The organism is Entomomonas sp. E2T0 (genome assembly GCF_025985425.1).
Taxonomy (GTDB): domain Bacteria; phylum Pseudomonadota; class Gammaproteobacteria; order Pseudomonadales; family Pseudomonadaceae; genus Entomomonas.
Genome location: NZ_CP094972.1, coordinates 3006855 through 3030179 on the forward strand (window position 1 = coordinate 3006855; position 23325 = coordinate 3030179).

Below are 23325 nucleotides of genomic sequence, written 5' to 3' on the forward strand. Positions count from 1 at the left end.
GTTTAGTCATATGAAAATTATACAAAACGGCTCACAAGCCTCTACCGTAGGTTCATCCGATTACTTTACTGGCACTGTACGTATTGATCCACTTTTTCAACCTGAAGGTCATGCTCGCGCTAGCGGAGCTACTGTCACTTTCGAACCAGGTGCTAGAACAGCATGGCATACTCATCCCATAGGTCAAACTTTAATAGTTACTGCTGGCTCAGGTTTAATACAACTTTGGGGAGAACCTATTCAAAAAATTCAGCCTGGTGATGTAGTTTGGATTCCTGCTGGGGAAAAACATTGGCATGGTGCCACCCCTACTACGGCTATGACGCATATCGCTATTCAAGAACAAATAGATGGCAAAGCAGTAGACTGGCTAGAACAGGTTAGTGATAGACAATACCAAACAGAATAACTAAAAGCAAAATCTAATGAGGAAGAAAAAATGAAACTTTGGCTAGTAACACTTACATCCATTACCATAGCAACCTCAGTTAATAGTTATGCCGAATTAGTAAATAAAAATATAACTGAACAGCAACAGATTATTACAAACCTAAAGTCACAATCCGCTATAAAAGGCTCTGAACAGTACTTTACAGGCAATGCATATATTGATCCTCTATTTAACCTAGATAATCCTTCACGATCTGTTGCTTATGTTACTTTTGAAGCAAACGCCCGTTCTGCATGGCATACCCACCCTAAGGGGCAGTTACTGGTTGTAACTGCTGGAAAAGGCCTAACTCAACAATGGGGCGGCACTGTACATGAAATAAAACAGGGTGATGTTATCTGGTGTCCACCAAATATTAAACACTGGCATGGCGCCACACCCAACAGCTCAATGACTCATCTTTCTGTTGTAGAAGATATCAATGGTAATAATGTGAAATGGATGGAAAAAGTAACTGATGAGCAGTATAAAAAATAAATCATCTAATCAGCTATAGATGATTTATTTTTAAAAAGCAGATAGTAATTTGGAATTAAAATTATTGAATTAATTCACAGTCTAATAGAATGTTAGTTTTTAGAAGCTTACTTATTGGACAGATATTTTTTGCTAAAGTAGCTAACTCAAAAAATTGTTCTTTAGAAATATTAGGAATTTTTGCTTTAACATATATATGTGAGCTTGTGACTTCATGTGTAGTATCATCAATTGTTACCTCTACACGAGTCTCTAATTGTTTGAAATCAAATCCTTCTTTTTCAAATACTATTTTAAACATTGAAGAGTAACAATCAGCATGTGCAGCAGCAATAAGCTCTTCTGGGCTTGTTTCTTTGGATACATTTTCTATATAACGAGTTTTATAAGTATGATGTAATTTATTAAGAGCATTACTGCCAGTAGTTATAACGCCCTCCCCTTCATTTAAAGAGCCATTCCATTCACTAGTTGCAAAACGCTTCATATGACACCTTTAGAAAATATAGTTTTAGATACTGTATACAATTTTTCATTTACATTCAATATAGACAAGTAGATTATGATTGGAAACTTATAGATACAGCAGATAAATATGTATAAGCTAGATTTTTTAATAAAAATGCTCAAATTCATATAGGGATGAAAAGATAATTTTTTCAACATATATTATACAGAAAAAAGCCTAGTTAATTAATTTAACTAGGCTTTATATGTAATGCATAAGATGAACCTCATACTTATTTTCATAAAACGCATTAATACAATTTTATTAACACATAAATATTAAAAGCGATAGCTGTAGCCTAAGTTGAGTTGTCGTTGTTGAAATCTACTACCTTTAGTATATTCTGCATCTAGGTAGATATTATGATTTTTATTAAGGTTAATGCTTCCACCTATACCACCACTTCTCCAATTACCTTTAAGCTTATAGTTATGCTTGCTTCCATTCAATCTATAGGCTGCAAGGCCATCCATTTCTCGAAAGAAGTTGGTTTTTAGGTAAATATTAAAAGGTGTTAGGCCTGTTGATTGATAACCCAGATTTAGCCCGAGCCTACCTTGAGTAGTATGGTAATCACTTAAGTATATTTTAAGGCCATTACTAGCATTGATATGAACACTACTTTGATAACCATATGTAAGTTGCGCTTGTGGCTCAATATAAACTCCCTCTTTTTGTTGATTAAAGATTATTCGCTTACCTATTTCTAAAGAGGCGGTATAACCTTGAGTTTTGCCATTACCTTTAATTTCCATCCCAGTTGTATCTTTGACATTAAAATGGTTATGGATATAGTTGTATTTGAGTAGGGTATCTAGATAGATACCATTATTATTATAATAAGTGGCATAGAAACCCACATGGTAGTTTTTTACTGTACCATTTCCTTCTTGATAATTAGGATTACCTTGCGTATAACCTACGACACCACCAACTATTAAATCAGACTTGTTAAAGTCAAGTTTGGTATCTATACCACCTTGAGTGCCTATATAGGGCATATCGAAACCAGCAACCCCTTGCCCACTAAATAAATTTAATTTACCACCATAGCTTCTTAACCAGAAACCTGTATTAGTGTTTTCAGGTTGATTTCGAAGATCACCTAATCGTTGTAGTAGGGTTTGGTTTTCTATATAGTTAGAAAAGTAACCTGTATTAAAGAAACTAACGCCTGCATTGGCGGTGCTTGTTAATGCTTTACCAGTCGCATAAAGTTTCCAATTTGTGCCATCTTTAATAAGTCTATATTGGTAACCACCTGCTTCAACCGCATTTGTTAGAGAAAAATCACTTATTCCATCCTCTGTTTTTACAACAATTAATTCTTCAGTACCATTAGTTGGACTTGAAGCATTATTATTAATAGATAATTTATGAGAGCCAGAACTATTATCCGTAATATTTAATAAGTCACCAGTTAAGTTACCAACATCTGCTTTCATTGCAAAAGTACCTGCACCTGAAAGGTCTTTGGTTGTAAGGGTAATGGGTGTAGAGAATGAGCTGGAGTTAAATTGCACAATACCGCCTGTATTTTCCATAGACTGTATGCTATTATCGGTAGTAAATATCCATTTACCTGATTTGCTTAGATTAAGTTCATTAACATTGGTTGTATTACCATTAAGTTCAGAATTAGTATTAATTGATAAATTAAGTATTCCACCTGTAACTGAAGTAGCTGTACCATTGGCTACAGTATTATTGTTAAGCGTGATATTGGCTTCACCGCTCCTAGAAACCGCTATTGCTCTACCAATTCCGCTATTTAAGATGGTTGAGTCAAGATCTATATTAGTCTTTCCACTTAAAACCGCTATTCCTACTGAAGATTTAGATGATAAGCTGGTATTAGAAACCGTTACAGTCCCAGTATTTGCTTGAGTCATTAAAGCATAAGCATCTTGTCCTAATACTTCAATTATGGAATTTTTTACATTAGCATTACCTAAAACTCCCACTGAAACCCCATTAGATTGTGTACCTATAGTTTTAATCGTTGTTCTATCCAATGAAATTGTTGCATTGTTTACAGCAGAGCCAAATGCAAAGGTGCCGCTGGTTTCTATGGTTGTATCGGTTACATTAATACCCCCCCCTTCTGTCGCATATATTCCAAAAGCATCATCACCAATAGTGTTAATTTGTGAATTAGTTAGGTCTATTGCTCCTGAAGCTCTAGTGTGAACACCATAACCTTGTATTCCTGTTGTATTAATAATTACATTATTAGCTGAAACTAATGAGCTATTATTAGAGTATTGACCTACACCCATACTAAACAAAGCCGCTGAGTCGTAACCTGTCGTTTTAATAATAGTCCCGTTTTTTAAATCTACTTTACCTCCTTGATAAGCCAATACACCATGATTTTGATTATTTTGAACTGTTATAGAACCTCCATCCATAGTAATTGAAGATCTCTTAGTCGTTGATTCACCATTAGCCAAAATACCATATCCTGATCCTGATCCTGCGGGAGCAGTTAAAGTAATGGTTGTATCCTTTAAATTAATTTCTCCACCACTAGCAGTGTAAGCTCCAGAAGTTTGTTGTAAACTAGAACTTAAATTTAAATCAAGACCATTAATGACAGAATTAGAGGAAGAAACAAGAGCAGAATTATTCAACCCTGTAGTAGTTGATTCATAAGTCTTTGACGATAAATTATGTGCTCTTCCGTCATTTGCTACATAGTTGGCTGAATAACTAGGATTGTTAATTAATAAATAGCTGATAAACAAAGGGGCATAATTAAATTTTTTATTTATTTGTTTCATAATAATTATCCTTATAATAAGCAAAAAATCACCAGCAATGTATCAATCACATTGCCAATAACAAATCCTCTCTTAACTTAAATTTACTCATCTAAATCAGTAGAATATTTCAAATAAAACTAAAAGATTTAGAATCTATAAAATATTACAAAGAGAATGAAAAACATTTCCTATTACAGAATTAGCCTAATAAGCCAATTAACTTTCTTAGTTATTGTTATATAAAATCAATTACTTAAAGCTTTATAAAATAATATTTAAGATAAAAAACTTATGTTGTTTTTTAAAGTTAGATATTTTCGCAGGGCACATATTAAATTATTTTTTTAAATAAACTTAATAACTCATATTAAATCGAATTAATTATACTTTTGTCTATAAAAGTAAACAACAGTTAATAAGTTTATTTTGATAAAAAGGGAGGGAGATTTTAACAATAGGCCTATACAAAACATCTAAACTATGCCTTGTTGAGTTAATAGAATCTAATAGATAATATAAACATGTTATTAGTTAGTTTTTTCCCTATTCATCTTCTTATGAGCAGTTTGTAGAAGAAACTAAAAATAGCCACAACCACCATTATAAAATTATTAACTAGGTAGAGGGGAATAATTAAAAGTTATCCCCTTTTTTATGTTGGCCGCCCCTATAGGCTTTTTTTATACCCGCGAAATTAAAAATTAAAATAGAGTTTAAATTGGGGGTTAAGTAAATCTTTAAAAGAAAAAAGCCTAGTTAAATTAATTAACTAGGCTTTATATTTGGTGCAGAAGATGGGACTCGAACCCACACGACCTACGGTCACTACCACCTCAAGGTAGCGCGTCTACCAATTCCGCCACCTCTGCACTATCTGGTTTAATTAATAATGTACCTTAGCTACCTTCTGTAGGTTTTGCTGGTTCATGATTAATTTGATTATCTGTTTCTGTTTGATCTACTGTTACATTAGGTGCCGAGTTTAACTCTACTGCTCCATTTGCACTAGGTGCAGGTGCATGATCTACTGCTGGAACTTCATCTACAACTGGCTGTTGTGGTTGAGTAACTGGCTGAGTAACAGCAGGAGCAACTTTATCAAATAAACTAGCTGAGGATTTAGATTTAGCATAGTAAGCTAAACCAATACTGGTAATAAAGAAAACAGCAACTAAAACAGCTGTTGTTCTACTTAGAAAATTAGCAGAACCTTGGCTACCAAAAACTGTATTTGAAGCACCACTACCAAAAGATGCTCCCATATCAGCACCTTTACCATGTTGTAGTAATACTAAAACAATAACACCTATAGCAACTAATAAATGAACAATAACAATAACTGACTCTAATAACATTATTTATTTCCTGCTATGCGATAAATCGCACCAAATTCATCTGCGTTGAGAGAAGCGCCACCAATTAGGCCCCCGTCAATATCAGGCATTGCAAATAATGCTTGTGCATTATCTGCTTTAACACTACCGCCATACAAAATCTGTATTTTTTGGGCAATAGCTTCATTCTTTTCAGCAATTAGTGATCTTATAAAACTATGCACTTCTTGCGCTTGTTCAGGCGTTGCCGTTAAACCAGTACCAATCGCCCAAACAGGCTCATAGGCAATAATAGCATTAGCCAAAACATCAATACTTAAAGTATCCATTATACTATTAAGTTGCGAAGTAATCACGGCAAATGTTTGATTATTTTCTCGCTGTTGCTGGGTTTCCCCAATACATAATACTGGCTTTAACTGTTGCGCTTGGGCAGCCTTAAACTTTTCAATCAATATTGAATCTGTATCACCCAATAATAAACGACGCTCAGAATGACCTATTAATACTAATTGGCACCCTACATCAACTAGCTGACTAGCTGCAATTTCACCTGTTAAAGCTGCTTCTTTGGACTCTATTGCACAATCTTGAGCACCTATTATAATCGGTGTATCTTTTAGTGATTGTACTGCCTCAACAATAAATAATGCTGGAGGAAACACAGCAATATCTACTTGCTGTTGCCATGTAAGATTTACTAATCCTGCTAACAATGCTTTAACACTAGCACTGTTACCATGCATCTTCCAATTACCTGCTACTAGTAGGCGACGCATACTTAACCTCGTCTATTAAGTTGGGCGCAAATATTACCCAAGCTAGCCCAAAGTAGCAAGTAAAAACTGTCGGATAATAATTTATTTTTCAACAAACGCACGTTCTATTAGGTAATCAGCAGGGTCGCCCATACGTGGTGAAATTTTCATTCCAAAACTATCAAGCACTTGACAGGTTTCTTCTAGCATGGAGGGACTACCGCACACCATAGCACGATCATGTTCTGGATTAATTGGTGGTAAGCCAATATCTTTAAATAATTTACCAATACGCATTAAGTCAGTAAGACGACCATTATTTTCAAACGGTTCACGAGTCACTGTTGGATAGTAAATTAACTTTTCTTTCACCATCTCACCAAAAAATTCATTTTCTGGTAATTGTTTAGTGATAAAGTCATAGTAACCCAATTCACTGATATAACGTACCCCATGAACTAAGATGACTTTTTCAAAGCGCTCATAAACTTCAGGATCTTGAATAAGGCTCATAAAAGGTGCTAAGCCAGTACCTGTGCTTAAAAAATATACATTTTTACCTGGTAATAAATCACCTGTAATTAATGTACCTGTTGGTTTACGGCTAACCAATAATTCATCACCCACTTTTAAATGTTGCAAACGAGAAGTGAGTGGACCGTCTTGTACTTTAATACTATAGAACTCTAAATGATCTTCATAATTTGGGCTAGCGACACTATAAGCACGCGTCAACGGCTTACCATCTACCTGTAAACCGATCATTACAAATTGGCCATTTTGGAAACGCAATCCTGGGTCACGTGTAGTCTTAAAACTAAATAAGGTGTCATTCCAATGATGAACGCTTAGCACACGCTCTGTGGCCATTTTACTCATCAAAAACTCCTAACAATTAACAGAAAAATAATGAAAATTAGTTTATTGATAACAATTATCGTTAACAATACTATAACAAATTAATTATGGTGGCACACTATAAGTGAGTTCTGTAATGAAGAAAAGCACTTATATAGTATAATTTGATCTTAGCTTATTAGTTGCTCTTATAACCAATTAATCTTTAGAGGTATTTTATTGTTATTTTTGGTTATGAGTAACCAACCGGAATAGCTAGTTACTCAATACGATTATTTACCTTTACGACGTTTACCCTCTTCATCCGCTGCACAAATTGCTGCTAGCACAGTTTGTGGATTGATCTCAGTGGCAATGTTAAAGATGGTCTCACCTTCTGCACAAGCTAACTGCGCTACTTTTAACAACTCTTCTTGAGTTACATTAGTTAAGCCAATATCAGCTAAAGTAGTAGGTAATCCTACTGCTTCACAAAAAGAATATGCTTCATCAATTACGTCAGGCGATCTATCTGTTAACATCAATAAACTTAACGTACCAAAAGCAACCTTCTCACCATGCCAGTAATGATGGGTAGGTTCAAGTGCTGTAAATCCATTATGAATAGCGTGAGCTCCTGATAATCCACCACTTTCAAAACCAAGTCCTGATAATAAGGTATTGGCTTCTATTACTCTTTCTAATGCAGGTGTCACTACTTGCCTTTTAACTGCTTGTACTGCTAATACCCCATATTCTAATAAGGTTTCATAACAAAAATTAGCTAAGTTATAAGCTGTAAACGAACCTTTACGGCCAGTCATATTAGGTGAATTACTAATATAACAATCTTCTGCTTCAAACCAAGTTGCTAATGCATCCCCCATACCCGACACAAGGAAACGAGCAGGTGCTTGTGCAACAATTTGGCTATCAACTAAAACTAATCGTGGATTTTCTTTAAATGTTACAGCGCGCTTATACTCACCTGTAGTGGTGTAAACCACAGCTAAACCACTACAAGGCGCATCGGTAGAAGCCAATGTAGGTACAACAACAACAGGACGATTAATGCTATCTGCTAAATATTTGGCTGTGTCTATTGTTTTACCACCACCCATTCCAACCACAACATCAGGAATATTATCTTTAGACTGTGCTATTAAACGATTAATTTCTTCGTCACAACATTCACCAGCAAATCGCTCAAATACACAGCTCACATGAGATGCACAAGCCTTTTCAACCTGTTGATGAAAGTTATCGTCTACAAATGGATCTAACAAAAGAAGTGCTTTTTTACCAAACCTTGCAAGCTCTTCACCTAATAAGTTTAGAGCCCCTCTACCTTGTACATAACGTGAAGGAAAAACTGAAGTAGAAATCATAATACCCTCTTAGACCTTTATTGGTGTTAATGTTAGTAACATAACACCAATTATTAGAGAGTATATTGTTAATAATCAGTAAATTAACAGTAATATTAACTATTTATAGCCATTTGGATTATTCGATTGCCAATACCAAGTATCCTTGCACATATCTTCTAGGCTGTATTGAGTTTGCCAATTTAATAGCTCTTTAGCTAAGCTTGAATCAGAGTAGCAAATAGCTACATCGCCCGCTCTACGCTCTATGATCTTATAGTCTAGCTTTTTCCCACACGCTTTTTCAAATGCATGCAACATATCTAAAACACTATAACCTACCCCAGTTCCCAAATTAATAGGTCTGATACCCGGTTTAGTTTGTAGCCATTGCAATGCATTAACATGACCTTTAGCTAAATCCATCACATGAATGTAGTCTCTTACTCCTGTGCCATCATGGGTAGCATAATCATCACCATAAATATTAAGATAAGGCCGCAAGCCAACTGCTACTTGTGCAATATAAGGCATAAGATTATTAGGGATACCTGTTGGATCTTCACCAATTAAACCACTAGGATGAGCGCCAACAGGGTTAAAATAGCGTAACAGTGCAATATTCCAACTATTATCAGCTTGATAAATATCCGTTAATATCTGCTCCAACATTAATTTGGATGTACCATAGGGGTTAGTTGTTCCCCCTACAGGAAAATCTTCTTTAGCTGGTTTACCTTGAGGATCACCATACACGGTAGCGGACGAACTAAATACCAAATTCTTTACTTGTGCCTTTCGCATTGCTTGGCACAATACTAGGGTACTGTTTATATTATTATCATAGTATTCAATGGGTTTTTGAATAGACTCAGATACTGACTTTAACCCAGCAAAATGAATAACTGCATCAACAGTATATTGTGCAAATATTTTGTCTAAAATACTTCTATCTCTAACATCACCTTCTATAAAGTGAATGGTTTTGCCCGTGATTTTTTGCACTCGGCTAATAGCTTCATAATTACTATTACTCAGATTATCTATTACTATCACAGAATAACCTGCTTCTAGTAGCAATACACAAGTATGTGAGCCTATATAACCTGCGCCTCCAGTTACTAATACTGTTGATATCATTACTTAATTATCCTGCTTAACCATACTGACCCCTTCTAGTGTCGAAAAAGAGGTATCTTTTGCTGTTAATAAAAAATCCTGCATAAAGGGTGCATCAAACATATCTTCTCTAATGCCTGCATAAAGTGTTGCCTGTAATCCCTTTTCACCTAAACGCTTAGCTTTTACGTAACCACGGCTACTATATTCATGTAAAGCCCAATTAGGTAAACAACATACCCCTCGATTAGAAGCAACTAACTGCACCATCATCACGGTCATTTCACTCACTCTTACAGATAATGGCTCTATATCAGCAGGATCTAAAAATTGAGTAAAGATATCCAACTTATCATGTTCTACTGGATAAGTAATTAATATCTCACTTTTTAAATCTTCTGGTTCAATAAATGTTTTATTCGCTAATGGATGTTGATTAGCTACTGCTAACATTGCTTCATAGGTAAAGAGAGGCACATACATAATTCCTGATAACTGCATAGGATTTGCTGTAATCACTAAATCTAGATCCCCTCTTGCCAATGCTGGCAAAGGAGCAAAAGCAAATCCTGAAGCTAAATCAAGTTCGACTTCTGGCCATGCATCTCTAAATTGATCTATGGTAGGCATTAGCCACTGAAAACAGCTATGGCACTCAATAGCCATATGTAGACGACCCGCTGTGCCACCAGAAAGTCTTGCTATATCACGTTCAGCACTTCGCAATTGAGGTAAGACCTCATCTGCTAATGATAGCAACCTTAGTCCTGCGCTGGTAAAACGTACAGGTTTCGATTTTCTAACAAATAATTGTAAGCCTAAACGCTCTTCTAATTCTTTAAATTGATGTGATAATGCTGATTGTGTTAAGTGTAAGCGCTCTGCTGCTTCTACTAAACTATCCGTTTCTCGTAAAGCATAGAGGCTTTTTAAATGACGGACTTCTAACATAACTTTAGTCCTAATTCTTAAAATAAAATAAGGTTAGCAACCACAAATTGCCCTATCAATCACCTGTTGTAGCTCTGCAACAGTATTGACAACAGCACCTGCTCCCCAATTATGAGGATTATCCTGCGGATGGACATAACCATAACAAACAGCTAATGTTTTACAACCTGCTGCATTACCTGAATCAATATCGCGCTTATCATCTCCCACATACAAGATAGTGCGTGGATCAATCGCCAATTGCTCAGCTGCCAATAATAAAGGTTCAGGACTAGGTTTACAGCAGTCTACATGTTCAGGACATACTAAGACTGCACACCGTTTGGTTAAACCTAAACGTTCTAAAATAGGTTCAGCAAACCTTATAGGCTTATTAGTAACAATTCCCCATTTTATGCCCGCTTTCTCAATATCAGTTAATAACTTATCAATTCCTTTATATAAGTGAGAATGTACTGCACAGGAATGTAAATAGAGATCTAAGAACTCCAAACGCAATGATTCAAACTGTGGATCATCTTCTGTAATATCAAAAGCTGCCACAACCATTGCTTTGGCGCCACCTGATACCACCTGCCTAATTTTTTCATCATCTACTGCTGCTAAGCCATGCTTATTCAACATCTGTTGGCTAATAGCTATAAAGTCTGGAGCAGAATCTAATACTGTACCATCCATATCAAATAATATAGCCTCAAACTTCATAAACTCTTATCCGTTAATCAACACGCTGTGTTTGAATCATATAATTTACACTGACATCTCCAGCTAATTTATATGTCTTAGATAGTGGGTTATAAACTAGACCAATCATATCTTGCACATCTAAACCTGCTTCACGACACCATAAACCTAACTCAGAAGGCTTAACAAACTTCTGATAATCATGTGTACCCCTTGGTAATAAGCGAAGTACATATTCAGCGCCCACTATTGCGAATAAATAAGATTTTGGATTACGATTAATGGTAGACAAGAATATATAACCATTAGGTTTCACAAGTTTACGACAAGCTCTAATCACAGAGGATGGATCAGGAACATGTTCTATCATTTCTAAACAAGTGACAATATCATATTCCCCAGCATGCTCTTCAGCAAAAGCTTCTGCTGTACTTTTAAAATATTCAACAGCAACTTGAGATTCTAACTGGTGTAACTTTGCTACTGATAAAGGAGCATCACCCATATCAATACCTGTTACTATGGCGCCACGCTTAGCCATACCTTCGCTAAGAATACCACCACCACAGCCAACATCTAACACTTTTTTACCTGCTAAACTAATATGTTCTTCAATCCAATTAATACGTAACGGATTAATATCATGCAATGGTTTAAATTCGCTCTCACGATCCCACCAACGACTAGCTAATGCCTCAAACTTAGCTATTTCTGCATTATCTACATTATTATTACTCATAATACTCCCTCACAAAGGAGCCCTATAAAGAGGACACTATTCTAAAAATTGAAATATTATCCTTTATACAAGTCATAACATCCACTGTTTTTAATAATTACTACAATTTTGGCTATATTCTAATTCACGTTTTTGAACAAAAGCCTGAATTTCTTCATCACTATAATAATGTCTAGAGCCATCACTATTAATATCTACCATTCTTGGAGGATCTTTCTTAATATTCTGTAAGCGATTATATTCCTTTTCACATTGCTCTCGAATCCTCTCACGTTGATCAGACAGCTCTCTTTGCTGTTGAAGCATATATGCTTCTTGTTGACGACGATAAGATATGTCTTCCGTAGAACTTTGTGCAGGAATCATATTTATTTTCTTAAGTTGATCTTTTTCGATAATACTAGCTTGTTTTTGTTTAGCTTCTACTGGATTATCTGTGTAATGCACTTTATCTTGAGCGTCTCGCCATTGGTACATTTGCTGTGCGCACACTGTACTAACAGCTACTAACAACACACTCACTAGTGTTATCTTTTTCATTACTTACCTGCACTCAATAAATTTATTGACTACTGTATAACATTATTAAAAGGCTTTTTGGGTAACTAACTTTGTTTGTAAATAACAATTAATTGCTTCACTACCACCTTCAGTACCATAGCCTGAATCTTTAATTCCACCGAAGTGCACTTCTGGATAAGCTAAGCCTAGATGGTTAATAGTCAACATACCAGATTGTATTTTTTTAGCCAATAATGTAGCTGTCGCTAAGCTTTGTGTATAAGCATATGCCGCTAGACCATAAGGCAAACGATTCGCTTCTTTTATGGCTTCATCAATCGTATCAAAACTACACATTAATGCAATAGGACCAAATGGTTCTTCAGACATAATATCAGCTGCAAGTGGTACATTGCCCAATACCGTTGGTTCAAAGAAATATCCTTTACCTGCAATGGGTTTACCTCCTAATAATAATTTAGCGCCCTTATCTGTAGCATCTTTAATTAAACGTTCTAAAGTTGGTATACGACGCTCATTCGCCAAAGGTCCCATTTTAGTATCTTGTTCACTTCCCTTACCTACTTTAATCTTACGAGCTCCATCAACAAAACGCTCTACAAACTGATCATAAATACTAGAATGAATTAAAAAACGAGTGGGAGATATACATACCTGTCCCGCATTACTATATTTATAAATACACATTTGTTTAACTGCTATATCTAAATCAGCATCCTCACAAACGATAACAGGTGCATGCCCTCCCAGCTCCATTGTTGCTAATTTCATATGTTGTCCAGCCATAGCGGCTAATTGTTTACCCACTGCTGTTGATCCTGTGAATGAAATTTTACGTACTAATGGATGAGGTATCAGATAATTAGAAATATCGGCAGGAACACCATACACTAAATTAATAACACCCTCTGGAATACCAGCATCAGCAAATGCCTTTATTAACTCCGCTGGCGAGATAGGCGTTTCCTCTGGTGCTTTTACAATAATAGAACAACCTGCGGCCAATGCTGCTGAAAGCTTACGCACCACTTGATTAATAGGAAAATTCCACGGTGTAAAAGCGGCTACAATACCTACAGGCTCTTTTATTTGTAATTGGCAAACACCCTCTTCACGTGCAGGAACTATCTGCCCATAAGCACGGCGACCTTCCTCGGCAAACCAATCAATTACATCAGCACCCGATAATACCTCACCTTTTGCTTGGGCTGATGGTTTACCTTGCTCTTCTGTCATTTTTGCTGCTATATCTGTTGCTCTTTCTCGTAATAAATTAGCGGCTTTACGCATTAACTTATAACGTTCAAAAGCAGATATTTCACTCCACACCTGTAAACCTTTTTCTGCTGCACTTAATGCTAAATCTAAGTCTTCTTGTTCTGCGTGCGCTAGCTGACCAATAACTTCTTCTGTTGCTGGATTAATAATATCAATTTTTTTGCCTGACTTAGCATCACACCATTTACCATCTATAAATAACTGTACAGCTATACTCATTATATTTCTCCAAACTAGTTGTTAATTATAATTATTTTGTGCATATAAACTTTTCAATGATTTAATCAAATACTTAAATCTTGTTGTTAATTTTTTAAGATATAAGAAATAAATCACTAGTTCTACTATATATTAGTGGAAGATTATTAAATAACTAAAGAAAACTGCTACACTATATTACATAGCTATATAGGAAAATAATGATGGCAAAATATTGGGTACTCTTACTTAGTTTTATTACTTTACTAAGCTGTGAACAAAAAAATACGCCTACAGATACCAATAAAATGTCACCAAAAACTAACAGTCCTAGTTATAAAACAAATGCCACCAACAGTGCATGGACTACAAAAACTCAAAATACAAATAAAGGTATGATTTATTCAGCCTCTCTACCTGCCTCAATGATCGATACTAGCTTTGGCAATCCTATAACACTAAATATTCTCTGCAATCAAGGAGCTACTGAACTTACTATTAACTGGGGACAACATGTACCCCGTGGCAGTAAAATGTCTGTTTACTTACAAACAGACACCCAACAATTTGCTAACACTGAATGGCGATATCTTAAAGACACTGCAACAGCTTATGCTTATCAACCATACGATATTCTACCTTCACTCATTAAATCGAATAAACTAACTGTACGCACTACTTTCTTTCAAGGTAGTATTGCTACAGCAAAATTTGATCTATCTGGCGTTACTCAAGCAGTTAAAGATATCCGCAAAGCTTGTTATTGGTAACTGCTTAAGCAATTAAATAAGCTATTATTTGTAACAACTGATACATACAAAGCTGTACAAAATTACTATCTATCACTTAGTAGTACTATATTTGCTTAACTAAACATAATAACTATTTACTTTTTGCCTGCATAGATCATCATTGATCTTGGCTAAGATTATAGTTTATTTATTAAAATATAATGATTTACAGAATAAATTTAAATTGTAATTGAGTGACTATGAATTCGAAATTAAATATTTCTAAGCTTCCCTTGGCAACCTTATATATAGGCATAGATATAGGTTCTACTACTGTTAAAGTATTGGTTATGGATGAGCAGCATAAAATACTTTATAAAACCTATACTCGCCATTTCTCCGAAGTTAGAGATACTGTAATTCGTTGTATAAATGAGCTAGCTGAAACTAACTTATTTAACTTAGCTTCCCCAGCCACATTAGTTGTAACGGGCTCAGGTGGTATAGATGTAGCTGAAATTATTGGTTACCCCTTTGTGCAAGAAGTCATTGCCTGTGCTAAAGCAGTAGAAACGTTTATTCCAGAAACAGATGTGTCTATTGAGCTAGGTGGTGAAGACGCCAAAATAACATTCTTTAGCAATGGCATAGAACAACGCATGAATGGTTCATGTGCAGGTGGTACAGGTGCATTTATTGACCAAATGGCAAGTTTACTAAAAACAGATGCTATTGGTTTAAACGAATTAGCCGAAAATGCTACCAATATTTACCCCATTGCAGCGCGTTGTGGTGTATTTGCTAAAACAGATGTACAGCCCTTACTCAATGAAGGCGTCGCCAAAAAGGATATTGCTCTTTCTATTTTTCAAGCAGTAGCACAGCAAACCATTAGCGGCCTTGCTTGTGGTCGTAAAATTAAGGGGCAAGTAGTATTTTTAGGTGGTCCCCTTAATTTTTTACCTGAACTTAAAAAACGCTTTATTGAAGTGCTTCAGCTTACTGAGCAAGATATTGTTAAACCAAAAGACAGTGAATTGTTTGTAGCAATGGGCGCAGCATTACATGGCGATAGCAGTAAAGCAACACCACTAAAACAAATTTTTAATTCTTTTCAAAATCTTAGTAATCAACAACAGCGAGAAATTAATACATTACGCCCACTATTTCTCAATCAACAAGAACGACAAGCATTTGAACAACGCCACAATAACTCTAATGTAGTACGTGGTGATTTACAAACTTACCAAGGACCTCTATTTCTTGGCCTAGACTGTGGATCGACGACTACTAAAGCAACATTAATAGGTGAAAACTGTGAATTACTTTATAGCTATTATGGTAGTAATGAAGGTGATCCTTTAAAAATAGTCAGTAATATTTTACAAGAAATCTACGCACAATTACCTGCCACAGCTTCTATTGCTGCTTCTTCGGTGACAGGCTATGGCGAGGCACTTATTCGAGAAGCTTACAAACTAGATACCTCAGAAGTAGAAACTATTGCTCACTATAAAGCAGCCAATCATTTTCTACCTGGTGTTGATTGTATCCTTGATATTGGTGGGCAAGATATGAAATGCCTACGTGTTAAAGATGGCATTATTGATAACATCCTACTAAATGAAGCCTGCTCATCTGGCTGTGGCTCTTTTATTGAAACCTTTGCCCAAGCAGTGGAAACACCTATTAATGAGTTTGCTAAAATTGCCTTGGATTCAGCAGCACCTGCTGATTTAGGTTCTCGCTGCACAGTCTTTATGAACTCCAGTGTTAAACAGGCTCAAAAAGAGGGGGCAACGGCTGCTGATATTTCAGCAGGGCTGTCCTATGCTGTTATTAAAAATGCGCTTATTAAAGTCATGAAAGTTAAAAATCCCCAAGACTTAGGGGAAAAAATTATTGTACAAGGTGGTACTTTCTATAATGACTCCGTACTGAGGGCATTCGAACTTATTTCAGGACGAGAACCTATTCGTCCAGATATTGCGGGATTAATGGGTGCATTTGGTTCAGCTATCATTGCCAAAGAACGTTGGCAAGGAATTGAAAACTCCACCATGCTTAACCAACGAAGTATCGCCAACTTTTCTGTTAAACATAATATGGTGCGCTGTAAGGTCTGTACTAACAATTGCTCAATGACACTGAATCGTTTTTCAGATGGTCGTAAATTTATTACCGGCAATCGTTGTGAACGTGGCTTAGGAAAAAAACAAGCAGCCAACGCTATCCCAGACCTCTACACCTATAAATATGAACGTATTTTCAACTACATTCCTCTAGAAAAAGAACAGGCTAAATATGGCACTATTGGTATTCCAAGAGTGCTTAATATGTATGAAAACTATCCGCTATGGTTTACGTTTTTAACAGAATTAGGATTTAGAGTAGAACTTTCAGCAGAATCCTCTAAACCACTTATGGAAAAAGGGTTAGATACCCTCCCCTCAGATTCAATTTGCTATCCAGCTAAATTAGTTCATGGTCATATTATTGATTTAATAGAAAAAGATATAAAAACAATTTTTTATCCTTGTGTACCTTTTGAAAACAAAGAGTATGCAGATAGCCATAACCATTTTAATTGCCCTATAGTAACCTCTTATCCTGAACTAATTCGTAACAATATAGATTTACTTAAAGAACAAAATATTAATTTTATGCAGCCTTTCTTATCACTAGAAGATAAGAAAAAACTAGCTAAACGCCTAGTGGATATATTTACGCCCTTTAATATCAACTCCTCTATTATTCGCAAAGCATTAGATAAAGCATGGCACGAGCAAGAACAGTTTAAACAAGATATTCAAGAAAAAGGCTTAGAAGTTCTCGAATATATGGAGGAAACAGGAACACATGGTATTGTTTTATCAGGACGGCCTTATCATATAGACCCTGAAATTCATCATGGTATTCCTCAAGTTATTACTACTCTGGGTATGGCCGTTTTAACAGAAGATTCTATTGCTTTTTTAGGCAAACTAAATGAACCTTTACGTGTAGTAGACCAGTGGACATACCATGCTCGTCTCTATAGAGCTGCCGCTACAGTCGCTAACAAGAAGAATCTTGATCTTATTCAACTAAACTCTTTTGGCTGTGGATTGGATTCTGTAGTAACTGATCAAGTACAAGAAATTCTAGAACAACATGGCAAAATTTATACAGGAATTAAAATCGATGAAGTTAATAGTTTAGGAGCAGCTCGTATTAGAATACGCTCTCTTAAAGCAGCTTTACAAGAACGTGAAAAAAATCAAGCGATAACCCAAGCTGTACGTATTTATGAAAAACCAAAATATAAACGTTCTAGCTTTACTGAAAAAATGCGAGAAGACTATACTATCCTTGCACCACAAATGTCCCCTATGCATTTTCAATTCTTTACTCCAGCTTTTGAAGCATGTGGTTATAATTTTAAGGTATTGGAAGAAGTACCTACTAATGCTATTGATGAAGGATTACGTTTTGTAAATAATGACGCTTGTTATCCCTCTATTATCGTTATAGGACAATTAATTAATGCCCTCAAATCAGGCAAATATGACATTAACAAAACAGCTGTAATGATCTCCCAAACAGGTGGAGGATGTCGAGCTACCAACTATATCAGCTATTTACGTAAAGCATTATATGATGCAGGTTTCGCAGATGTACCTATACTTTCATTTAATACTTTAGGTATGGAAAAACATCAAGGATTTAAACTATCACTCCCCCTTATTAATCGGTTAATGATGTCTGTTGTTTATGGTGATGTGTTAATGCAAACGTTATTCGCTACACGTCCCTATGAATTAACAAAAGGTTCAGCTGAAGCATTGTATTTTAAGTGGGTAAATTGTTGCAAAGAATCACTTAACAAAGCTGATTTTAAAACTTTTAAACAAAACATCTATGATATTGTTAAGGAGTTTGATCAGTTACCTTTATTAGATATCAAAAAACCACGTGTCGGCCTAGTTGGAGAAATTCTTGTTAAATATCATCCAACAGCTAATAATGATCTAGTAAGAATTATTGAACAAGAAGGCTGTGAAGCTGTTATGCCTGGCCTTATGGACTTTTTACTGTACTGTGCCTATGATTATGACTTTAACCATAAATTCTTATCTAAAAGTAAACTAGCGGCTTTAGCCGCTCAAGCCGCTATTATAGGTATGGAATACTATCGTAAAGATATGCGTAAAGCCTTACAAAATAGTAAACGTTTCCATGCACCTCATACCATTGATGAACTAGCTTTTGGTGCAGCACCTATTCTCTCTCGTGGTAATCAAACGGGTGAAGGCTGGTTCTTAACAGCTGAAATGATTGGCCTAATTAATGAGGGCGCAAGCAATATTATTTGTATGCAACCTTTTGCCTGCTTACCTAATCATATTACAGGAAAAGGTGTTATCAAAGCACTCAAAGAGCGTTATCCGCAGGCTAATATTACAGCTGTAGACTATGACCCTGGAGCCTCTGAAGTAAACCAACTAAATCGCATTAAATTGATGCTTTCTGTTGCCTTTAAAAATATGGAAAATCAACAGCAACTCTTTCAAGCAACTGTAATATAAATGGATAAAATAATACATAAGACTAATACAGCTTCATCAATTAAGTATTAGTCTTATTTTTTGTATTTACTCGCAAAAAAATTATTAACGCATAGTATTTTTTAATGTATAGTTAAACCAGATGCATTAAAGGAGCTGTTTAACCATTCTGCATCGAATGAATTATATAGTCGTTTTATAAAAAAATTAATTTCAAAAATAATAAAAGATAATATCTATGAAACTATATGTAACGTTCTGGAATATACGTATCTTGCATTTATTAATAAGTGTAGTTGTGACTATTTTGCCTATTATTTTTATTATAATTTTGTTGTATTTTCATACAGTCTCTAAATTACAAAATAAAGCTATCACCTCTTCAAAACAATCGATAAAAACCATCAATAACTTACTAACAGAAATAGATCATTCTGCTACAAAATTACTTAATATATCTAATCCAGCCTGTGAAATTATTGAACCTGCCTTAATAAAATACACAGTTACCCATACTTATATTCGAACACTTAACCTGACTAAAGATAGTATAATTTATTGTTCATCTTTTGCTGATGCTAATTACAGATCTACATTTTTAGCTAAAGGCGAATTAATGCACCTCTTTAGTAATAACGATATAACTCCTGATAGATCTTTTGTGTATTATCATAAAACTAAAGGGGCATGGGGAGTATTAATAGCAATTGATGGCAGTTACTTAGCTTATCTATTAAATAATGAAAAGAACTCATTTTTAGTTATAAATGAAAACTGGCTAGATATTAAAGGCCTGGCTCAATCTTCTCGTTCTTTTAAAGGAAATCCAGATCAAATAGAAGTTAGTTCTAATCAATATCCTTTTAAAATTATTACGGTTTTATCTTTAACTACCTATTTAGAATATATGCTTGAACATTATTTGCTATTTCTACTGATATTGTCACTTGTCATGATTCCTATTGGAATAAAAGTTTATATCCAATTACCCATTCATGATATTGTAAAAGCAATGCGCCACAAGCAGTTTATTCCTTACTATCAATTAATAAAAATTTCTAACAGTGACCAATGGTCTGGTGTTGAAGTGTTAATTCGTTGGCAACATCCCAAAAAAGGGTTAATCATGCCTAATGAATTTATTTCTGCCATAGAAAGGTCAAAACATATTATCCCATTTACACTCAACCTCATGGAACATGTAAAAAATGACTTTATTAAAAATCTAGAGATTATTCCTAAAGGCTTCCATATTAGTATAAATATCAGCCCTAAACACTTGCAAACTACTAAATTAGCCTTAGACTGTGAAAAATTTTTACAACACTTTCCAAAAGAACATATACAACTCACTTTAGAAATTACAGAGCGTGAAATAGCGCAACCCACAGAAACAGCAAAAAAACTTTTTAATCTATTACAAGACCTTAAAGTATTCATTTCAATTGATGATTTTGGAACAGGTCATTCTAGTTTATCCTACCTAACCAGCTTTAAAGTAGATTATATAAAAATAGACCAAAGTTTTGTGAGTACTTTAGAAGATAGCCTATCATCCAGATATATTATCAATGGTATTATTGATTTAGCTAACAACTTAAATATTTATATTATTGCTGAAGGTGTTGAAAATCATAGTCAAAAAGAATACTTAACACAGCACGGTGTGAAATACTTACAAGGCTATTTATTTAGTAAACCAACCCCAATAGCTGAACTACAGAAAATTCTAGCACCTTAAGTGTAGTGCTAGTTTTTTTGTATAAAAGGTTTCTACTCTTCTTCTGGTAGCTCTTTTAACCAAACACGATTTAATCGTGTGCCACTTATATCAACAATATCTAAAGCTTTAAGAATAGCTAATACATAATTAAGACAGCACTCTTCCATATAAGGATTTGCTTCTTGTACTACTCTGGATAATGGAACACTTCGTTCATAAGTATCGCCTGTCTTCACCTCACAAGAATTATCTATAAAATGATTGTGCTCTACTAAATAATCAATCACTGCAAGAAAAGCATGCTTAGTAATCTTAATATTCTGCTGTGGTCTAATTTCAAGTGTTATATCATCAATATCTACTAACCAAAACTCCTCATTTATAATGTCGTCAATGATCCAAAAGCTCTGACTAATTTGTAGTTGTGGCCATGATGATAAAAATTTATTCCTATATTGAGACATACACACTCCTTTTGATATCCATGACTTCTATATAAAATCTATTAATTATTATAAACCTTGAATACTTATCTTAAAAAGATAAACTTAACTTAACATTAATAAATATATTATTACTACTCAAATTGATAATTAATTTTAGCTTACCCTTATTATATTTTTTTTATTACGCTACAATATCATCGTTACATAGTTTACCGAAGGTATTGATAGAACGTCTGCTTCACATTAAGGCTAAGCAATAAATAAAAGGAGCTTAAAAACTCACCACAAGTGACTTTTTAACAATTATTGTTGCTGCTAAAAGTCTTCATCATTATTTCTCAGAAACTTTATTGTAATTATTGACTCTAGGTATTACCTACCGTCGTTTATTCGATATGATTAATTAAAGGTTAATAAATATAATGCAATGGACATTTTCTGATCGAGCTACGGCTCTTAAAAGCTCTGCTATCCGTGAAATTCTTAAGGTTACTGAACAACCTGATGTTATCTCATTTGCAGGAGGTTTACCCTCACCAAATACATTTCCAGTGGCAGAGATTAAACAAGCTATTGATAACATTCTTAATAGCAATGATGCAGTGGGTGCTTTACAGTATGGCCCAACAGAAGGCTATGCCCCTCTAAGAGAGTGGGTAGCTAAACGTGTATCCCGAGATGGCGTCACTATTCGCCCAAGCCAAGTACTTATTGTGACAGGTTCTCAACAAGCTTTAGATCTTATCGGTAAAGCCCTTATCAATAAAAACAGTAAAGTGTTAGTAGAAACACCAACTTATCTAGGCGGATTACAATCTTTTACTCAATATGAGCCTAACTATATATCTATTGAAAGTGATGAAAAAGGATTAAATCCTGACTCTATAACAGATGAAATGGCAAAATCAGCTAGCTTTATGTATTTAATTCCTAACTTTCAAAACCCAACAGGACGCCGCCTACCTTTAGAAAGACGTAAAAAACTAGCAGAAATTGCTAAAAGAAATAATCTGATATTGGTAGAAGATGATCCCTATGGTGAATTAGATTATCAAGGTAATAGAATACCTGGCGTGTACAGTTTTGCTCCTGATAATATCGTTTATTTAGGCTCTTTCTCAAAGATACTCGCGCCGGGCTTACGTCTTGGTTATATTGTAGCTGATGAAGAATTTATTAATAAACTAGTACAGCTAAAACAAGCAGCTGACTTACATACACCAAGTCTTACTCAACGTATTGCTTATCAAGTTATTAAAGATGGTTTTCTAGAAAAGCATATCCCTACTATTCGTGAATTATATGCAACACGCTGTAATTTCATGTTAGATGCTTTAACTAAATACATGCCTTCTACTGTCAAATTTAATAGACCAGAAGGTGGTATGTTTATTTGGATCGAGCTACCAAAAGAACTCAATGCTACAGAACTATTAGCAGAAGCTGTACAAAATAAAGTTGCTTTTGTGCCAGGTGAGCCATTCTTTGCTAACAGCACCATGGCAAATTGCTTACGTTTAGCTTTTGTTACTGTACCAGAAGAGAAAATAGAGAAAGGTATTAAAATACTAGCAGAGCTAGTAAAAAAACATGCAGGACTAATTGACGAAAGCGCTGTTATTGTCTAGCAATAAAAAGCCAAGCATTTGCTTGGCTTTTTTATAATTAATTACTTAGTTTCATAGGCCTCATAGCCTTCATTATAAACCGCTTTGATAATTTCAGTAGCTGGTAATTCACTGACTACTGTCATTTTTCCTGCTGCTAAATCAATATCTACTTCAGCATCATCATCTAACTGCTTAATAGCTTCAGTCACAGCTCTAACACAATGACCACACGTCATACCTTTTACATCAAATCTTTGCATAACACACCTCACTTGGTTGT

At 34.9% G+C, this 23325-nt stretch carries 20 protein-coding genes and 1 tRNA gene; 6 read left to right on the forward strand and 15 right to left on the reverse strand.

What is annotated here, in order from left to right:
- The first annotated feature begins 10 nt into the window (after positions 1-10).
- Entirely contained in the window at positions 11-409 is a 399-nt protein-coding gene (locus MTZ49_RS14295; RefSeq protein ID WP_264746128.1) for a cupin domain-containing protein, read from the forward strand.
- A 30-nt stretch (positions 410-439) separates the two neighbouring features.
- Entirely contained in the window at positions 440-928 is a 489-nt protein-coding gene (locus MTZ49_RS14300) for a cupin domain-containing protein (RefSeq protein WP_264746129.1), read from the forward strand.
- Between the two features lie 61 nt (positions 929-989).
- On the opposite strand, the gene MTZ49_RS14305 is transcribed toward MTZ49_RS14300, so the two are convergent.
- The 13 genes from MTZ49_RS14305 to MTZ49_RS14365 all read right to left on the reverse strand — a co-directional run bounded on the left by MTZ49_RS14305 (position 990) and on the right by MTZ49_RS14365 (position 14009).
- On the reverse strand, positions 990-1415 hold the full coding sequence (locus MTZ49_RS14305) for an OsmC family peroxiredoxin (protein WP_264746130.1): 426 nt from the start codon (positions 1413-1415) through the stop codon (positions 990-992).
- A gap of 299 nt (positions 1416-1714) precedes the next feature.
- The gene (locus tag MTZ49_RS14310; RefSeq protein ID WP_264746131.1) at positions 1715-4219 is read right to left on the reverse strand and encodes an autotransporter outer membrane beta-barrel domain-containing protein; all 2505 of its coding nucleotides are present in this window, start codon (positions 4217-4219) and stop codon (positions 1715-1717) included.
- Between the two features lie 765 nt (positions 4220-4984).
- Positions 4985-5070, reverse strand: a tRNA-Leu gene (locus tag MTZ49_RS14315).
- Positions 5071-5097: 27 nt separating this feature from the next.
- Entirely contained in the window at positions 5098-5556 is a 459-nt protein-coding gene (gene secG / locus MTZ49_RS14320) for a preprotein translocase subunit SecG (protein WP_264746132.1), read from the reverse strand.
- Positions 5556-6314, reverse strand: a complete 759-nt coding sequence (gene tpiA / locus MTZ49_RS14325) for a triose-phosphate isomerase (RefSeq protein WP_264746133.1) — start codon at positions 6312-6314, stop codon at positions 5556-5558. The genes secG and tpiA overlap by 1 nt, the downstream gene beginning before the upstream one ends.
- A gap of 81 nt (positions 6315-6395) precedes the next feature.
- Positions 6396-7172, reverse strand: coding sequence for a ferredoxin-NADP reductase (fpr, locus tag MTZ49_RS14330; protein ID WP_264746134.1), 777 nt, complete (start codon positions 7170-7172; stop codon positions 6396-6398).
- A gap of 251 nt (positions 7173-7423) precedes the next feature.
- On the reverse strand, positions 7424-8518 hold the full coding sequence (locus MTZ49_RS14335; RefSeq protein WP_264746135.1) for a glycerol dehydrogenase: 1095 nt from the start codon (positions 8516-8518) through the stop codon (positions 7424-7426).
- Positions 8519-8617: 99 nt separating this feature from the next.
- Complete coding sequence (gene galE / locus MTZ49_RS14340) at positions 8618-9637, reverse strand: UDP-glucose 4-epimerase GalE (protein WP_264746136.1); 1020 nt, start codon at positions 9635-9637, stop codon at positions 8618-8620.
- Between the two features lie 3 nt (positions 9638-9640).
- Entirely contained in the window at positions 9641-10567 is a 927-nt protein-coding gene (gene metR, locus MTZ49_RS14345) for a transcriptional regulator MetR (RefSeq protein ID WP_264746137.1), read from the reverse strand.
- 33 nt (positions 10568-10600) lie between these two features.
- Positions 10601-11272, reverse strand: a complete 672-nt coding sequence (locus MTZ49_RS14350; RefSeq protein WP_264746138.1) for an HAD family hydrolase — start codon at positions 11270-11272, stop codon at positions 10601-10603.
- 13 nt (positions 11273-11285) lie between these two features.
- Complete coding sequence (ubiG, locus tag MTZ49_RS14355) at positions 11286-11990, reverse strand: bifunctional 2-polyprenyl-6-hydroxyphenol methylase/3-demethylubiquinol 3-O-methyltransferase UbiG (protein ID WP_264746139.1); 705 nt, start codon at positions 11988-11990, stop codon at positions 11286-11288.
- A gap of 90 nt (positions 11991-12080) precedes the next feature.
- Positions 12081-12530: a DUF4124 domain-containing protein gene (locus MTZ49_RS14360; RefSeq protein WP_264746140.1), complete on the reverse strand. Its 450-nt coding sequence runs from the start codon at positions 12528-12530 to the stop codon at positions 12081-12083.
- Positions 12531-12575: 45 nt separating this feature from the next.
- Entirely contained in the window at positions 12576-14009 is a 1434-nt protein-coding gene (locus MTZ49_RS14365; RefSeq protein ID WP_264746141.1) for an NAD-dependent succinate-semialdehyde dehydrogenase, read from the reverse strand.
- A 203-nt stretch (positions 14010-14212) separates the two neighbouring features.
- On the opposite strand from MTZ49_RS14365, the gene MTZ49_RS14370 reads away from it, so the two are divergent.
- The 3 genes from MTZ49_RS14370 to MTZ49_RS14380 all read left to right on the forward strand — a co-directional run bounded on the left by MTZ49_RS14370 (position 14213) and on the right by MTZ49_RS14380 (position 21007).
- Positions 14213-14758, forward strand: coding sequence for a type VI secretion protein (locus MTZ49_RS14370; RefSeq protein WP_264746142.1), 546 nt, complete (start codon positions 14213-14215; stop codon positions 14756-14758).
- A gap of 221 nt (positions 14759-14979) precedes the next feature.
- On the forward strand, positions 14980-19287 hold the full coding sequence (locus MTZ49_RS14375) for a 2-hydroxyacyl-CoA dehydratase (RefSeq protein ID WP_264746143.1): 4308 nt from the start codon (positions 14980-14982) through the stop codon (positions 19285-19287).
- Between the two features lie 217 nt (positions 19288-19504).
- Positions 19505-21007 (forward strand): EAL domain-containing protein, encoded by a 1503-nt coding sequence (locus MTZ49_RS14380; RefSeq protein ID WP_264746144.1) that lies wholly within the window; start codon positions 19505-19507, stop codon positions 21005-21007.
- A gap of 32 nt (positions 21008-21039) precedes the next feature.
- On the opposite strand, the gene MTZ49_RS14385 is transcribed toward MTZ49_RS14380, so the two are convergent.
- Positions 21040-21453 (reverse strand): hypothetical protein, encoded by a 414-nt coding sequence (locus MTZ49_RS14385; RefSeq protein ID WP_264746145.1) that lies wholly within the window; start codon positions 21451-21453, stop codon positions 21040-21042.
- Positions 21454-21857: 404 nt separating this feature from the next.
- On the opposite strand from MTZ49_RS14385, the gene MTZ49_RS14390 reads away from it, so the two are divergent.
- Positions 21858-23063: a PLP-dependent aminotransferase family protein gene (locus MTZ49_RS14390; RefSeq protein WP_264746146.1), complete on the forward strand. Its 1206-nt coding sequence runs from the start codon at positions 21858-21860 to the stop codon at positions 23061-23063.
- 41 nt (positions 23064-23104) lie between these two features.
- Here MTZ49_RS14390 and MTZ49_RS14395 read toward each other — a convergent pair whose 3' ends face one another.
- Complete coding sequence (locus tag MTZ49_RS14395; protein WP_264746147.1) at positions 23105-23305, reverse strand: heavy-metal-associated domain-containing protein; 201 nt, start codon at positions 23303-23305, stop codon at positions 23105-23107.
- Positions 23306-23325: the final 20 nt, after the last annotated feature.

Coding starts and splice junctions, on each gene's coding strand:
- metR (WP_264746137.1), bottom strand. CDS start 10,567: ATGTTAGAAGTCCGTCATTTAAAAAGCCTCTATGCTTTACGAGAAACG.
- MTZ49_RS14375 (WP_264746143.1), top strand. CDS start 14,980: ATGAATTCGAAATTAAATATTTCTAAGCTTCCCTTGGCAACCTTATAT.
- MTZ49_RS14295 (WP_264746128.1), top strand. CDS start 11: ATGAAAATTATACAAAACGGCTCACAAGCCTCTACCGTAGGTTCATCC.
- MTZ49_RS14380 (WP_264746144.1), top strand. CDS start 19,505: ATGAAACTATATGTAACGTTCTGGAATATACGTATCTTGCATTTATTA.
- galE (WP_264746136.1), bottom strand. CDS start 9,637: ATGATATCAACAGTATTAGTAACTGGAGGCGCAGGTTATATAGGCTCA.
- MTZ49_RS14360 (WP_264746140.1), bottom strand. CDS start 12,530: ATGAAAAAGATAACACTAGTGAGTGTGTTGTTAGTAGCTGTTAGTACA.
- MTZ49_RS14310 (WP_264746131.1), bottom strand. CDS start 4,219: ATGAAACAAATAAATAAAAAATTTAATTATGCCCCTTTGTTTATCAGC.
- MTZ49_RS14370 (WP_264746142.1), top strand. CDS start 14,213: ATGGCAAAATATTGGGTACTCTTACTTAGTTTTATTACTTTACTAAGC.
- fpr (WP_264746134.1), bottom strand. CDS start 7,172: ATGAGTAAAATGGCCACAGAGCGTGTGCTAAGCGTTCATCATTGGAAT.
- MTZ49_RS14335 (WP_264746135.1), bottom strand. CDS start 8,518: ATGATTTCTACTTCAGTTTTTCCTTCACGTTATGTACAAGGTAGAGGG.
- MTZ49_RS14390 (WP_264746146.1), top strand. CDS start 21,858: ATGCAATGGACATTTTCTGATCGAGCTACGGCTCTTAAAAGCTCTGCT.
- secG (WP_264746132.1), bottom strand. CDS start 5,556: ATGTTATTAGAGTCAGTTATTGTTATTGTTCATTTATTAGTTGCTATA.
- MTZ49_RS14395 (WP_264746147.1), bottom strand. CDS start 23,305: ATGCAAAGATTTGATGTAAAAGGTATGACGTGTGGTCATTGTGTTAGA.
- tpiA (WP_264746133.1), bottom strand. CDS start 6,314: ATGCGTCGCCTACTAGTAGCAGGTAATTGGAAGATGCATGGTAACAGT.
- MTZ49_RS14365 (WP_264746141.1), bottom strand. CDS start 14,009: ATGAGTATAGCTGTACAGTTATTTATAGATGGTAAATGGTGTGATGCT.
- ubiG (WP_264746139.1), bottom strand. CDS start 11,990: ATGAGTAATAATAATGTAGATAATGCAGAAATAGCTAAGTTTGAGGCA.
- MTZ49_RS14385 (WP_264746145.1), bottom strand. CDS start 21,453: ATGTCTCAATATAGGAATAAATTTTTATCATCATGGCCACAACTACAA.
- MTZ49_RS14305 (WP_264746130.1), bottom strand. CDS start 1,415: ATGAAGCGTTTTGCAACTAGTGAATGGAATGGCTCTTTAAATGAAGGG.
- MTZ49_RS14300 (WP_264746129.1), top strand. CDS start 440: ATGAAACTTTGGCTAGTAACACTTACATCCATTACCATAGCAACCTCA.
- MTZ49_RS14350 (WP_264746138.1), bottom strand. CDS start 11,272: ATGAAGTTTGAGGCTATATTATTTGATATGGATGGTACAGTATTAGAT.